Below are 14,458 nucleotides of genomic sequence, written 5' to 3' on the forward strand. Positions count from 1 at the left end.
TAGAGAAAGGATATAACGCTAGGAAAATTGAAGTCTCCATGCTATAATAGCCATGCCTGTCTTTCGGATACCATTTTTGCATCCGGAAGGCAGGTATCCTTGTGTCATGTCAAAACTGGGTATAATAAAAAGAAATGGAAAAGAAAGGGGTATTTTTCATGATCGATATGACGCCAACCACTTATCTAGTAATAAAAATTGACGGGGACTATGCTCTTCTACGCCGGCTGGAAGAGGAAAATGCAGAACCGATTTCCGTTGCCCGCGCCCTGCTGCCGGAAAATATCCAAGAGGGCAGTCGCTTGCTCCGCGAATTTTTAGAATATACGTTGTTGGATTAGCCGGAGGGATAACATGAAAAGCAATACAGCAAAAGAATACGCGATTATTACCTTTGGCGCTCTTCTTGTGGCTATCGGCGTATATCTTTTTAAATTCCCCAATAACTTTGCCTTCGGCGGCGTAACTGGTTTTGCCACAGTTGTCGCCAAATTGACGCCGCTTTCCGCATCCATGGTCAGTACGATTTTGAATATTCTGTTTCTGATCCTTGGCTGGGTTTTCCTTGGAAAAGAGTGTGGAATTAAGACGATCTATGGTACGGTTATTTTTACTATCCTGCTCTCCATCTTTGAATGGGTCGCTCCAATGAATGGGCCTTTGACTCATCAGCCAATCCTGGAGTTAGTCTATGCGATTGCTGTGCCAGCGGCAGGCGCCGCTCTCTTATTCCGTCTGGATTCTTCCACCGGGGGAACGGAAATTCTGGCGATGATCTTAAAAAAACACACCAGCCTGGATATTGGAATGGCATTATTACTCACTGACCTCTTACTGGCTGCATCCTCCTTTTTTGTTTTTGGAGTGGAAACAGGCTTGTTTTCTCTCGCCGGTCTGGTGGTAAAATCTTTGATTATCGACAGCATGATCGCCAGCCTAAACCGGAATAAATACTTTACCATCGTCTGCAGCAAACCGGATTTGATCGTAGACTACATCAATAACACGCTGCACCATGGTTCCACACAGACTGGGGCCACCGGCTCTTACACCGGAAGCCATAAAACCATTATCTACACGGCGATCAAAACAAAAGAAACGCGAATGCTGGTAAACTACGTCAAAAAAGTAGACCCGCATGCGTTCTTGTTTATCCAAAATTCCAGTGAAATCATCGGGAAAGGGTTTCTCTCTCATTAAAAAAATGTGCAAAAAATCCTCCTGCTTTTCTTGACGAGGGCACCCGGAACAGTTATAATAGGCTTAGCAAGAGAGCCGTTAGCTAGATGCACCTAGCCGCCGGCAGGATAATTCCTAAAAGTAGCGCCTTATCTTACCAGGACTGATATGTACCCTCTTTACTGGACAAAACCAGTAAGGAGGGTATTTTTATGCGTTACTCTTATGAGTACAAAAGAAAATGTATTGAATTGTATCGTCAGGGCCGATGGCCTGAAACTCCCATTGGAATTAAAGAACCAAAAAATTTCCATGATATGATACGACGGTGGGTAAGAATGGAAGATACTAATGGACCAGAAGTATTAAAACATAAAAACTTTAATAAAAATTGGACACCAGAACAAAAACTTGAAATAGTTTCTCAAGTCCTTGCAGGTCGTTCTTTACAAGATGCAGCATTTTCATCAGGTATTACTGGCGGACTGCTTTATCAATGGGTTCAAAAATATAAGACAAAGGGCTATAATGGTCTGGTAAACAGAAAAAAAGGTCGCCCAACTAAGGAGCCTCAAATGAAAACGAAAAAGGTAAATATTAATAATCCCAGGCCACTTGACGAAACGGAACGGGAAGAATTGATACGTCTGAGAGCTGAAAATGAATATATTAAAGCAGAAAATGAAGTAATAAAAAAAGAGATCGCCTTGAGAGAAGAAAAGCAAGCTGCGCTACTCAAGGCGAAAAAGCAGCAATCATCAAAGAACTCCGAGAAAAAGGATACCAATTAAAACACCTTTTAAAAGCAATGGAAATGGCAAAATCAACCTATTATTTTGAGCTAAGCAAAACAGATTCTGTAGAGTTGAGAAATAGGGAGTTGGCAGATAAAATCAAAGATATTTTCAAAAAAAACAAAGGCAGATATGGTGTTCGCCGCATACATAAAGAACTGGTGAACAAAGGATATAAAGTCAATCACAAGCGCGTTCAGCGGCTTATGCATAGTATGGGACTGTTAGGAAAACGCCCTAAGGAAAAATACCATTCTTATAAAGGCAAAGTTGGGAAGATTGCAGACAATCTCATAAATAGAGATTTCAGTACAACCGCACCATTACAAAAATGGACAACGGATGTATCACAGTTTCGTTTTTCATGGGGAAAATGCTATATTTCTCCGATTTTAGATATGAATACAAATGAGATTATTTCATACGATTTATCATTAAGTCCAAATATGGAACAGATCAATCGTATGCTGAATCGAGCCTTTGAGAAATTTCCATCTGTTAGAGGCTTGATATTGCACTCTGATCAAGGATGGCAGTATCAGCATGTCTCCTTTAGAAACACCTTAAAAGAACATGGTATTAGGCAGTCAATGTCAAGAAAAGGAAACTGTTATGATAACTGTATCATGGAAACTTTCTTTGGAAGACTTAAGAACGAGATGTTTTATGGATATGAGAAAGAGTACGAATCATTTGAAGATTTTGCAAAAGCAGTGGACGAATATATAAACTATTATAACAACGTAAGAATTCAGGCAAAAACAAAATGGATGCCCCCTGTAAAATACAGAGAAACATCCATGTGTTGTTGTGCCTAATTCATAAAATCAATGTGTCCAGGATTCTGGGTACATATCAGACGAGGGCGCTACTTTTTGCGTGTAAGTAAAACAGCAAGAGTTACTATAGCGCAAAGCATAATCACAAATTGGAACAAGTCCGCATATGTAACCATAGTACCAGCCCCCTTTTCTAAAGTCCGACGGCTGAGCATATCGCCCCAACGGCTCCCTTGATAAGCCTATTATACCTTCCGTTGATAAGGACACACGATCAACTAAAAGTCATGGTTATTGATTGACGAATCCCTGAAATAAAAAACAAAGACAGTGCTTTTCTAAGAAAAGAAAATAAGATAAAACAACGATATGCCAAAGATGGGAATATCCTTCCAGGAAATAAAATATTGAAATAAAAAAGCGGATAACGGGAATCGAACCCGCCTATCCAGCTTGGGAAGCTGGTGTTCTACCAATGAACTATATCCGCATAAAAAAACTATTCAATTTGCTACCCGTATATTATCCTCGATAATTTCACTTTTGTCAAGTGTTTTTACAGGTTTTCCCATATGCCCCAAAACCAAATGCGGAAAATCCTATAAACATAGGATTTTCCGCATTTATTCTTTCCTAATCTAAAACGATCTTTCTTCCTTCCTCCGCTGACCGGTAGGCTCCATAAATCACTCGCATCACATCATAGGCCAGATAAAAATCCGAATCCGGTTCCCGGTCAAAGGCAATGCACTCCATAAAGTTTTTCAACTCGCCCGCATAGCCACGGATAATTTCATCTGAGACAAACGCCTGATTCCAACCCGTCTTCTGCGGAAGCATCTCTGAAATATGCACACCATCCAGGCCCTCTTCATCCATGAAGTAAGTGTTCAGGATATCGCACGGATTCAGATTGCAGCGCAGAGAAGCATCGTGGGCATAGACATTCACCGTATTGCGGGAACCGCCCAATACAGCGTCCGAACAAATCGCCACACACTTTGTCCCGTCCCAAAAAGTCACCGTCACCACCGCTACATCTTCCACATCCACCGGATGAGCGTTGATATAGCGATGCTTTTCCTTCTCAATGGACGCTGTCTGCACGCCGGTATCCGCCACTACGCTGACAATTCCAAACTCTTCCCCCCGCGCTTTTGCCTCCTGGCGCTTCAGCCAAAGCATAGCGGTCAGTCCATGAATTCCATTCCTCATCAAAGTGCCGCCGCCGATCTGATTCCAATGGCCTCCCTTCGGCGAACTGGACCCGATCAAGGTATTCTCACTGTTCATAAAAACAATCTTGCTCTTTTTAGCCCGAAGAATTTCTGCTGCTTTTTGTATTGGCGGCGCATAGACTTGATTTTCCGCGTACATGAATTTCTTTCCGCTGGTTTCCATGACAGTCCGCAACTCCTCCATCTGCGCCAGAACACTCTCGTACATAACAGATTTTGGAACCGTTTTTCCAATGTTGTCCTCGCCATTTCCCACATAACCAGTCAGAGGTTTTTCACAAATAACATGTTTTCCAGCCTTTAGCGCCGCGATGGCAATCGGAACATGCAGGGTTTGATTGGTATTGATATCCACCACATCGATTTCCGGATCCCGGATGATATCCCAGTAATCCATCGTAACAACTTCATAGCCATAGCGTTCTTTCATCGCCTCCGCCTTCGCCCGATTCGAGCCGCCGCAAACGGTTTTCAGGCGGACTGGAACTCCCACCATATTTTCATAACCGCCTCCATGGAGTTCACAGCCATAGCCAGTTCCTACCATACCCACCACGATTGGACGATCCACTTTCTGCTTCATGCCACTTTCCCTCCTAACAAAATACTTTCTTCAAATATTCAATCCCACGCCGGGTAGCCGTTTCTACGTCAGGCAAAGGTTTGCACTCAATCGTAACCCATTTTTCATAATTTGCTTCCCGCAGGACGCGGGCAGCTTGATAGAAATCAAAATGCTGATCATCCGGCAAATTTCTTCCCTCATCCGAGACATGAAAAAGAACCAGTTTTGACAAAGAGCGGCGGATCGCTGCCGGTACGTCCGGATCCTCGCTCAGCATATGATATGTATCCCCATTGTAAAGCAGCCAATCTGAGTTGAATTTTTCTAAAAAGCCCATTGTCCGCTCCGTAGAATTAAACACGTCCCCATCGTACCGATTGATCTGTTCAAACACCGTAGGCGTCTCGATGCTGGCGCCATACTCCACCACTTTCCCCAGCGTCTCTGTCAAGATATCCTCAAAATTCTGATCGCTTTGTCCTGGAACTTTTCTGCCTCGCAGATATCCAATCAAAATCTGAGAATTCAATTCTTTTGCCAGATCCAACTGACGTTTCAGCCGCTCTACCGTGGCATCCCGCACCTTTTTGTCTGGGTGGGTCATGCTCATACCTTCCAGAGTATAGGCAAGGCCCGTCGTCACAGCCGAAGCTTCCAGGCCATGGGAATCCAAAATCCGCTTCAACTCTTTTCCATTATAATCCCTTGGGTCTTGAATTTGCAACTCAATTCCATGAAATCCCAACTGCTCCGCCTTTTTTGCACACTCCTCATAAGAATTTCCCCTGAGTGGAAAAGGAACGTCCTTGCTTAATTCTCGATCTACTGTGCACACGCTAAATTTCATAGGATTCCCCCCTACCGTTCAATCTCCACCGGCACATAGATGCAAGCTGTCACACTGCAGTACTGATGCCAGGGATACTCTCCGTTTTCTCCATAAATCCTATCATGGGCGCTGCCAGGAGCCAGCATAAATTCCCGGTAGAACGTCTCCTCTTCCTTTTCCCGAAACAGCTGCACTTTTCCCATGCCTTGCAATTGTATATGTACCTCATTCACATCTTTTGCATGGGTCTTATGAGGCCCTGATGGGGACATCGGCGCCGCATAGCAGACCGTTACCGAGGTATCTTCTGTCAATGCTATTTTTTCTGTCTTATGATAGGGAATTCCTTTCTGGTGTTCCTGCCCTGACCACTCATACAAAGACTTCCAAGTTTTCTCTATCAAAGCTGCTGTTTCCGGGCATGTGACATCGTATCGGTCATAATTTCGAAACACCAACGCCCGCTCCACGTCGTTGATAACCACGCCCTGAAGAATCGCCGCCTTTAACGGTTCTAAGGGAAGTCCTTCTATGTCAATAACGCCGTGTGTTTTATAGGCCAGGTTAATGACAATACTCTTCGGCTCTACAAAATACGCTGCTTCGTTCTCTACAAACTCCACATCCTCAAAAAAAGGTCTGGCAAAGTCTAATTTCTTTATGCTCATCCCTGCTCCTCCTATCGGTCAATTTCAATTGGCATATAAACGGCGCGGGTAATGCTGTGGTATTGATGCCACGGGTACTCCCCCTTCTCATTGTAAAACTTGTCGTGGACAATTCCCGGGGCCATGATAAATTCCTGATAAAATGTGCTGGTATCGTTTTCCTCAAATTTTTGCATCTTGCCAAACCCACGAATCTGCGCGTGAACTTCGTCAAAATCCCGATCATGATCCCGATGCGGTCCCGACGGAGCCATCGCTTCGGTAAAGCATACATTCAATTCCGTATCTCCGCCCACACGCACCTTGGGCGATTTAAAGTAAGGAATTCCTTTATGACGCTCAATACCAGAACACTCATAAAGGCTCTTCCAACTGCTCTTAATTCGGGCAATCACCTCCGGATCTTCAATATCGTATCGTTCATAATCCAGAATAACCAACGCACGGCCAATGTTCTCCAACCAAACGCCTTCCACTATCGTTCCCTTTAAAGGAAGAAGCGGAATCCCCTTGATCCAGATCGTCGTCTGGCTCCTCTCCGCCAGATTGATCACCATACTTTTCGGTTTTACAAAATATCTTTCCTCATTTTCCACGTATTCCATCTCAAATAGCGGTTGCCCAAAATCCAGTTTTTGAATGCTCATGTTTCTCCTCCTATCGATAGTTTTCACGTTCTTATTTACATTATGTGCTATAACACATGACCGTTTTCGGGCTTCATCGCCATCTCTTTAGGCCTATAAGTCATAACACTTTTTCACTTTTATCATTATGTGATATATCACAAAGTCTTAAATTCATCCCTTGATATGTTTTTACATTATCATTACTTTTAAAATCTGTCAATCCATTTCTTGTGCTACACCTAAAAACATTACTTTTTTAATCACTACGTTTGGTTTCTCTCTCATTTTTAGCTTTTATTCTTATTTTTTTATCTTGTATCTTTTCATTCTTTTTCGAACGTCTTTTCCCGTTCTGCCATCTTTCTTCCTTTATAATATTTCACACCTTAGACACATCTTCATTCTTGTACTTTTCTATTGACTTTCCATCAAAAATGAGCTAATCTTATCACAGAAATTTTCTGCTCATATTTCAGAAATGGAGGAATCACATTGGCCAGCAATCAAGATAATAAAATTATTGCGCTCAACTATTTAAAGAAACAGATCATCACTTGCGCTATGCCGCCGGGTTCCCCGATCAACATCAATGACATTGCCGAAAAATTGGAGATCAGCAAAACGCCCGTCCGCGAGGCATTACTGGAACTGCAATATGAAAACTATATTACCGTTATCCCCAGAAAGAAAACCATTGTTTCCCGGATTTCGTTGAAAGACCTAGAATACGTCTACGACGCCCGTTCTCTGATCGAGCTTCATATCATCAGCCATATTTCCCTTGGAGATATCAAGAAACACAAAGAGATGTTGACCTCTTTAAAAAAGAAATGGCAAAATATAGATGTGGCCGGGCAAACCAAAGAGGACTATATCACCTTTTTGCAGGCAGACTTAGAGTTCCACAGTTCTTTGATTCAACTGTGCGAAAATCCTCATCTGGTACATTTCTGCCAGGAGTTGATCTATAAATCTCAGCGTTTCTGGTATATGGCGCTTTTCAACAATCAAGTGGATCGTGTACGGGAAGAACATATGCAAATTTTAGACGCGCTTTTAAAAGGCGATCCGGTAAAAGCCGCCGGTTTCGAGCAGACACATATCTCTGCGTCCAAGGCGCTTTCGATTTTGTCGGATTAAGTTTACAAGGGGGAGGCCAGCTCAGAGTTACGAAGCCCGCAGGCCTCCCCCTTACTTTTTCTCTACGCAAAAAGAGAGCGTCGAAGCGTGCTTCTTATAAGACGTTCGGAAAATTCAACAAAAATCAATCAGCAAGTGCAAATCAACCGCGTGATTTCAAAAATCATATAATTTCCCATCTTAAAAACAGTAAATTTCTTACTTCTCCCAAAATGTACTTCACTTTTTGAGTTGTTGTGATATAATGATTATTATCAAACAAATTTTATAATAAGAATGACTGTTTATTTCTCGCAAGGGGGCAGCTATATCCTTTTTTGAGCATAATAACTATATGAATTTGACAAAAACACAAAGTTTATCCAGTTATTGTGCGGGCGACTTATGATTGCCTAAGATTTGTTTGGCAACGTCAGAGGGGGGCGTGGTTTTTGTCACCACTTTTTTAAGAGAATCCAACGGAAAGGAGATCGTATTATGAAAAGGTTTTTTACCGTTATAGTAACTATAATTGCTTTTTGGTCAATTTCTTGCAACACTGCTTTTGCCGCATCAAATACATACGCTCTGGATGAGTTGGAACTTCAAGTAACCATTCCAACAGGTTACTCGGTTATCACAAGAAACACCTCTGCCAACGACCCAATATTTAGCGATTTTGGTACTACAAAATCGGTGCTTATCCGTCAGTTTGAGGCAAGCAATATCTATTTGAATGCCGTCTCCGATACACACTACGAAGAAATCGTTGTTACAATGGTGGAGACTCACTCAGACAGTCTCAGTTTGTATAGCGATACAGAACTAAACATCTTAGCTTCAACACTGGTAAATCAATATGCCAACTATGGTATCGATGCTCCAAAGTATGAAATTTACCAGCACTCGCAGACCAAGTTTATCAAATCGTATTTTGCCGACACAGATAACGCAGTTCATGGCTTGCAGTATTACACGATATATGATGGTAAGGCAATGAATTTTACAATGCGATCCTACGAAGGAAGTCTATCTTCTAGACAGGAAGAAACAATCAAAACAATTGTGGACAGTATTATTTATGACCATGCTCTGCCGGCTGCCGCCCCGGGTGAAGATACGAATGAATTCACTCATACGGATACAGATTCAGGTGTGACATTTACCGTCCCTACGAACTGGAAGCAAGAAGATTTCACGAAAGATAGAGAATTCATTGATGTTAAGTTTGTTTCCACCAAGGAAGATGGTTGTATGATAATTTTTGGCAGTATTGATATGTGGGGGCAGATGTCCGCATCCGATAGAGTTGGGCATACCCGTGCTGACCTGAACAATTCTGCTTTTACAAAGTCTGATATTGCCGCCATGTATAATACAACCGCAGATAAAATTTCTACGGTTACATATAACGGAGTACCCTATTTCAAAGGTGAGATCAACCATTCTTACACTGCTTACGGCCTTGATATTTTGGCTACAATGACCCAGTTGATTCATATTGATAATGGTTGGATATATATGTTCCAGTTCGGCGGCACAAGCGCCAATAAACTTTATTCTGATTTTGAAAGTTTGCTCAACAGTGTACAATATCCCACTGTTTCTGATGTGGAAGGGATTGACTCTGTCAACAATGCTGCTTCGGCTTTCGACAATTCGGACAATAATTCTAATGATAATTCGGTCATAATTGCAGTGATACTGCTGCTGGTCATCGCAGCAGTAATTGTGATTGCAGTTGTGCAGTCCCGTAAAAAGAATACCAAAACCGCAAATCATGCCAGTTATGCACCAATTTGTGATACACCTGCTCCGGAACTGTCGGACAAATCCGAACCGGCTATTTTTTGCGAGAATTGTGGTCAGGCATTGCTGTCAGATAGTAAATTCTGCTATGTGTGCGGTACCCCAATAATAAAAGGGGAACCAAAGATGATTTGTAACAAATGTAATCACGAATTACCAGATGATAGTAAGTTTTGCCCATACTGCGGCAACAAAATAGAAAGAGCGGCAGATGATGAGGCCAGCATTGATGATATGACTCCAGAGGAAGCATTGAACGCAATTCTTAAAATGCAGGCGAAAGAAACCATTAAGACAATGGAGGCAAATAGCCAGACACAGCCCAATAACGAAGGTGATGTCGATTTCGGACTTGTTCCCGAAAAACCGATTTTCACTCTTGCTCTGATGTCTGCTGGCGGCGAAAAGGAATACCTTAACAAACTCCATACTGTCAACGGCGAAAAAATAAAATACAATCGCCGTGGTTCTATAAGCGTTGACGGTATCAACGGTATGATTGATATTTACGATACATACCTGCCTTCCGGACAACATTATAAGACGATCTACATCAATATGTATGGTGCCAGGAAATCGACCAAAGCACCTGCTGGATTTGTCTTGGACAATGCAGAAACGCAGGCCCATCCTGCCCCCTAAAAGAAGCAACCGATTAAGACCAAATATGGCTGCAATGATTTTGACGCATCACATTTTTGGATATATCATATCGATGCAGCAGAAGGTAACGGATACCACGCTTATCCGGAATGCCATTAAAGAAAGGACGGACAGCCGAAGCTGTCCGTCCTTTATCACTTCTTATTTGCTGTAAACTTCTTCCAATTTCTTCAGATGCTCGTATTTTGCTTTCGCATTGGCTTCCGCCTGCTCGAACAGCTGCTCTGCTCTCTCCGGATTCTTCAGAGCCAGGGAGGTGTAACGAACCTCGCCCTTCAGGAAGTCCTGATAGCTCTCGGTAGGAGCCTTGCTATCCAGCTGGAACGGATTCTCGCCTGCCTCAGCCTTGCGAGGATCGAAGCGGAAGTTATGCCAGTAACCAGCGGCAACCGCGTTCTTCTCTTCGGTCTGAGCCTTGCTCATGCCGGCCTTGATACCGTGGGTGATACAAGGAGCGTAAGCGATGATCAGGGACGGTCCATTGTAGCTCTCCGCCTCTACGAACGCTTTGATGGTCTGATTGTAGTCGGCGCCCATGGCAACCTGAGCCACGTAAACGTAGCCATAGCTCATGGCAATCGCCGCCAGATCTTTCTGCTTCACATCCTTACCGCCTGCTGCGAACTGAGCTACCGCGCCGACATTGGTCGCCTTGGAAGCCTGGCCGCCAGTATTGGAGTATACTTCCGTATCAAATACCAGGATGTTCACGTCACGGCCGCTAGCCAGCGCATGATCTACGCCGCCGAAACCGATATCGTAAGCCCAGCCGTCACCGCCAAGGATCCACTGAGACTTCTTGCTGAGGAACTCTTTATCCTTCAGTATTTCCTTAGAAGCCTCGCAGCCGCAAGCCGTCAGAGCAGCGATCAAAGCCGTCGTAGCAGCGGCGTTCTCGGTGCCGTTCTCGTAGGTAGCCAGATAATTCTCGATGGCAGTCTTTACATCGCCTTCGCCTACTTCCGCCAGAATCTTCTCCAGTTTTGCCTTCAGGCCGTTCCGGATCGTGGACTGAGCTAACTGCATGCCAAGACCAAACTCAGCGTTATCCTCGAACAGGGAATTGGACCAAGCCGGGCCATGGCCCTTCTTGTCTACCGTGTAAGGAGTGGACGGCGAGGAGTTGCCCCAGATGGAGGAACATCCCGTTGCATTTGCAATATATGCTCTATCGCCAAACAGCTGGGTCATCAGCTTCGCATAAGGAGTCTCGCCGCAGCCTGCGCAAGCGCCCGAGTACTCTAACAGCGGCTGTTTGAACTGGCTGCCCTTTACTGTGGTAGGTTTGAACTTAGCCGCAACTTCTTCCTTCTCCGGAAGAGTCTGAGCCCAATCAAATACTTTCTGCTCGCCCATATTGGACTCCAGAGAAGTCATGGTCAGAGCCTTCTCACCCTTCTTGCCAGGGCATACATTCGCACAGGAACCGCATCCGGTACAATCCATCACGGTTACGGTCATAGCAAACTGATATCCCGGCATACCGGTCATCGGAACCATCTTCATGCCTTCCGGCGCATTCTTCGCTTCTTCGTCGGTCAGAGCGATCGGACGGATAACAGCGTGCGGGCAGACATAAGAACAGAAATTACACTGAATACAATTGGTCGGATTCCAGGTCGGAACATCCACTGCGATGCCGCGCTTCTCGTAAGCAGCCGCACCGGAAGGAGTGGAGCCGTCCACATACTCGGTGAAAGCGGAAACCGGCAGATTCTGGCCATTGTGAGCGTTGATCTGCTTCTGAACGTTGTTAACAAAGTCCACAACATCCTTACGGTCGCCATTTACTTTCTCGATCAGTTCTTCGTCCCCAGCTGTCTTCCAGCTCTCCGGAACCTGAACCTCTACAAAGTTCGTTGCGCCGGCATCGATGGCATCGTGGTTCATCTTTACGATCTTCTCACCCTTTCTGCCATAGCTCTTGGTCGCAGCTTCCTTCATGTATTTGATCGCGTCATCTTTCGGAATCACGCCGGAGATAACAAAGAACGCAGACTGCAGAATCGTATTGATTCTTCCGCCCAGTCCGATCTCCTTGCCGAGCTTGATGCCGTCGATGGTGTAGAATTTGATGTTATGTTCCGCAATATAGCGCTTCATCTGGCCAGGCAGATGTTTCTCCAGGCCTTCCATATCCCAAGGGCAGTTCAGCAGGAAGCTGCCGCCGTCCACCACTTCCTGTACCATGTCGTATTTTCTGACATAGGAAGGGTTGTGGCAAGCGGTAAAGTTGGATTTGGAGATGAAATAGGTGGACTTGATCGGATCTTTACCAAAACGCAGGTGGGAGATCGTCAGTCCGCCGGACTTCTTGGAGTCATACTCAAAGTATGCCTGCGCATACATATCGGTATGATCGCCAATGATCTTGATGGAGTTCTTGTTGGCGCCGACGGTTCCATCTGCACCAAGGCCCCAGAACTTACAGGAAATCGTGGAAGCCGGAGTCGTAACCGGGTCCTCGCCGATGGAAAGAGACAGATTGGTCACATCATCCACGATACCGATGGTGAATCTCTTCTTCTCCGTATTGTTAAATACAGCGATGATCTGTCCAGGAGTCGTATCCTTAGAACCAAGGCCGTAACGTCCGGTAAATACCGGTACATTGTGGAACTTGCTGTCTTTCAGAGCAGCTACCACATCCAGGTACAGCGGCTCGCCCAAGGAACCAGGCTCTTTCGTTCTGTCCAGAACGCTGATCTGCTTTACCGTATCCGGAATCGCATCGATCAGGTGCTGTGCACTGAACGGACGATACAGACGAACTTTAACTACGCCGACTTTCTTGCCGGCAGCGTTCATGTACTCTACCGTCTCATCAATGGTCTCACATACGGAACCCATGGCAATGATGACATGCTCTGCGTCCGGAGCTCCGTGATAGTTGAACAGTTTATAGTTCGTGCCAATCTTGGCATTTACCTTATCCATGTACTCTTCTACAACAGCCGGGAAGGCATCGTAGTAAGGGTTGCAGGCTTCTCTCGCCTGGAAGAAGATATCCGGGTTCTGAGCGGAACCTCTCTGGCAAGGATGCTCCGGATTCAGCGCATGCTTACGGAATGCGTCGATGGCATCGTGATCTACCAGCTCGTCCAGATCATCGTAGTCCCAAACTTCGATCTTCTGCAGCTCATGGGAGGTGCGGAAACCATCAAAGAAGTTCAGTACCGGAACACGGCCCTTGATGGCAGCGCAGTGAGCCACTGCGGTCAGGTCCATAACTTCCTGCACACTGGATTCGCAAAGCATAGCAAAACCAGTCTGACGGCAGGCATAAACGTCCGAATGATCACCAAAAATGGACAAAGCATGGCTGGCAAGCGCACGAGCGGATACGTCAATCACGCAGGGAAGCTGTTCGCCGGCAATCTTGTACATATTGGGAATCATCAGCAGCAGACCCTGGGACGCCGTGTAGGTCGTCGTCAGAGCGCCAGCGGCCAGAGAGCCGTGCACAGCGCCAGCCGCTCCTGCTTCTGACTGCATTTCTACAATCTTCACTTCCTGGCCGAAGATATTTTTTCTACCCTCGGTCGCCCACTGATCCGCTACTTCTGCCATTACAGAAGACGGAGTAATGGGGTAGATCGCAGCAACGTCCGTATATGCATAGGAAACATGAGACGCGGCGTTGTTGCCATCCATGGTTTTCATTTTTCTTGCCATAGGTTTTAATCCTCCTAATGATATATAGTTCCTACCAAAAACTATCCACATTTCATTATATACGAAGGGCAAAAAAAGTCAAATATATATTCTTATATAAAGGACAAAATTTATCGAAAAAACGTAAGAATCCCAGTTTTTTCACCTTCCAGTCCCTCTGAGTCTCCACATATTTCCTTTCCCGTCCATCTCCCCGCAGGCAGCTAAGAAAAAGCTTATTTTCCGTTTGATTTTCTTGCACTTTTTCCATTTCTACGCTATAGTGGTTGGAGACATATTTCGGAGGATAAATCATGAAAAAGAAACAAATCATGGCCTGGCTAGGTATCATACTTCTGGCCGGTATGTATCTCGTGGATCTTGTTTTGGCTCTCATTGGAAGTCCCGCCGCCAAACAATTGCTGATGATCTCCCTTCTATGTACGGCAGCCGTTCCTATTTTGCTTTATGGGATTCAAATCGTCACAGGGAAAAATCAGAAAAAAGGGGATGGCGGAAAGGAAGAATAGGA

12 protein-coding genes and 1 tRNA gene are annotated in these 14,458 nt (G+C 44.8%); 7 read left to right on the top strand and 6 right to left on the bottom strand.

Translation table 11 applies throughout. The features are described 5' to 3' along the window. Window positions 1–158 precede the first annotated feature (158 nt). The 4 genes from ACCC71_RS10420 (at window position 159) to ACCC71_RS10435 (ending at window position 2,791) form a co-directional block, all read left to right on the top strand. Window positions 159–341: a chorismate--pyruvate lyase gene (locus tag ACCC71_RS10420; protein WP_434309566.1), complete on the top strand. Its 183-nt coding sequence runs from the start codon at window positions 159–161 to the stop codon at window positions 339–341. Window positions 342–354: 13 nt separating this feature from the next. Further along, entirely contained in the window at window positions 355–1,200 is an 846-nt protein-coding gene (locus tag ACCC71_RS10425) for a YitT family protein (RefSeq protein WP_434309567.1), read from the top strand. Between the two features lie 191 nt (window positions 1,201–1,391). Further along, a complete protein-coding gene (locus ACCC71_RS10430; protein WP_434309226.1) occupies window positions 1,392–1,970 on the top strand; it encodes a helix-turn-helix domain-containing protein in 579 nt (192 codons plus the stop codon). Beyond that, window positions 1,937–2,791: an IS3 family transposase gene (locus tag ACCC71_RS10435; RefSeq protein ID WP_434311840.1), complete on the top strand. Its 855-nt coding sequence runs from the start codon at window positions 1,937–1,939 to the stop codon at window positions 2,789–2,791. Before ACCC71_RS10430 ends, ACCC71_RS10435 begins: the two co-directional genes overlap by 34 nt. A gap of 380 nt (window positions 2,792–3,171) precedes the next feature. Here ACCC71_RS10435 and ACCC71_RS10440 read toward each other — a convergent pair. The 5 genes from ACCC71_RS10440 to ACCC71_RS10460 form a co-directional block, all read right to left on the bottom strand. Next, a tRNA-Gly gene (locus ACCC71_RS10440) sits at window positions 3,172–3,242 on the bottom strand. A 143-nt stretch (window positions 3,243–3,385) separates the two neighbouring features. Next, on the bottom strand, window positions 3,386–4,573 hold the full coding sequence (locus tag ACCC71_RS10445; protein ID WP_434309568.1) for a Gfo/Idh/MocA family protein: 1,188 nt from the start codon (window positions 4,571–4,573) through the stop codon (window positions 3,386–3,388). Between the two features lie 13 nt (window positions 4,574–4,586). After that, the gene (locus ACCC71_RS10450; protein ID WP_434309569.1) at window positions 4,587–5,402 is read right to left on the bottom strand and encodes a sugar phosphate isomerase/epimerase family protein; all 816 of its coding nucleotides are present in this window, start codon (window positions 5,400–5,402) and stop codon (window positions 4,587–4,589) included. An 11-nt stretch (window positions 5,403–5,413) separates the two neighbouring features. Continuing rightward, window positions 5,414–6,052, bottom strand: a complete 639-nt coding sequence (locus tag ACCC71_RS10455; RefSeq protein ID WP_434309570.1) for a hypothetical protein — start codon at window positions 6,050–6,052, stop codon at window positions 5,414–5,416. A gap of 11 nt (window positions 6,053–6,063) precedes the next feature. Next, window positions 6,064–6,699 (bottom strand): hypothetical protein, encoded by a 636-nt coding sequence (locus ACCC71_RS10460; protein ID WP_434309571.1) that lies wholly within the window; start codon window positions 6,697–6,699, stop codon window positions 6,064–6,066. A gap of 474 nt (window positions 6,700–7,173) precedes the next feature. On the opposite strand from ACCC71_RS10460, the gene ACCC71_RS10465 reads away from it, so the two are divergent. Continuing rightward, window positions 7,174–7,821: a GntR family transcriptional regulator gene (locus tag ACCC71_RS10465; RefSeq protein ID WP_434309572.1), complete on the top strand. Its 648-nt coding sequence runs from the start codon at window positions 7,174–7,176 to the stop codon at window positions 7,819–7,821. A gap of 477 nt (window positions 7,822–8,298) precedes the next feature. Continuing rightward, the gene (locus tag ACCC71_RS10470; protein ID WP_434309573.1) at window positions 8,299–10,251 is read left to right on the top strand and encodes a zinc ribbon domain-containing protein; all 1,953 of its coding nucleotides are present in this window, start codon (window positions 8,299–8,301) and stop codon (window positions 10,249–10,251) included. 162 nt (window positions 10,252–10,413) lie between these two features. Here the strand turns inward: ACCC71_RS10470 and nifJ are convergent, their stop codons facing one another. Continuing rightward, on the bottom strand, window positions 10,414–13,947 hold the full coding sequence (nifJ, locus tag ACCC71_RS10475) for a pyruvate:ferredoxin (flavodoxin) oxidoreductase (protein ID WP_434309574.1): 3,534 nt from the start codon (window positions 13,945–13,947) through the stop codon (window positions 10,414–10,416). Window positions 13,948–14,240: 293 nt separating this feature from the next. On the opposite strand from nifJ, the gene ACCC71_RS10480 reads away from it, so the two are divergent. Further along, window positions 14,241–14,456, top strand: coding sequence for a hypothetical protein (locus tag ACCC71_RS10480; protein WP_434309575.1), 216 nt, complete (start codon window positions 14,241–14,243; stop codon window positions 14,454–14,456). Window positions 14,457–14,458 lie beyond the last annotated feature (2 nt).

This window comes from Hominifimenecus sp. rT4P-3 (genome assembly GCF_051055405.1).
In the GTDB taxonomy this organism is placed as follows: Bacteria; Bacillota; Clostridia; order Lachnospirales; family Lachnospiraceae; genus Pseudolachnospira.

What these genes read in the sequence shown, in the direction of transcription:
- ACCC71_RS10455 (WP_434309570.1), bottom strand. Translation starts at nt 6,052, where the DNA reads ATGAGCATAAAGAAATTAGACTTTGCCAGACCTTTTTTTGAGGATGTG.
- ACCC71_RS10420 (WP_434309566.1), top strand. Translation starts at nt 159, where the DNA reads ATGATCGATATGACGCCAACCACTTATCTAGTAATAAAAATTGACGGG.
- ACCC71_RS10450 (WP_434309569.1), bottom strand. Translation starts at nt 5,402, where the DNA reads ATGAAATTTAGCGTGTGCACAGTAGATCGAGAATTAAGCAAGGACGTT.
- nifJ (WP_434309574.1), bottom strand. Translation starts at nt 13,947, where the DNA reads ATGGCAAGAAAAATGAAAACCATGGATGGCAACAACGCCGCGTCTCAT.
- ACCC71_RS10470 (WP_434309573.1), top strand. Translation starts at nt 8,299, where the DNA reads ATGAAAAGGTTTTTTACCGTTATAGTAACTATAATTGCTTTTTGGTCA.
- ACCC71_RS10425 (WP_434309567.1), top strand. Translation starts at nt 355, where the DNA reads ATGAAAAGCAATACAGCAAAAGAATACGCGATTATTACCTTTGGCGCT.
- ACCC71_RS10480 (WP_434309575.1), top strand. Translation starts at nt 14,241, where the DNA reads ATGAAAAAGAAACAAATCATGGCCTGGCTAGGTATCATACTTCTGGCC.
- ACCC71_RS10445 (WP_434309568.1), bottom strand. Translation starts at nt 4,573, where the DNA reads ATGAAGCAGAAAGTGGATCGTCCAATCGTGGTGGGTATGGTAGGAACT.
- ACCC71_RS10430 (WP_434309226.1), top strand. Translation starts at nt 1,392, where the DNA reads ATGCGTTACTCTTATGAGTACAAAAGAAAATGTATTGAATTGTATCGT.
- ACCC71_RS10460 (WP_434309571.1), bottom strand. Translation starts at nt 6,699, where the DNA reads ATGAGCATTCAAAAACTGGATTTTGGGCAACCGCTATTTGAGATGGAA.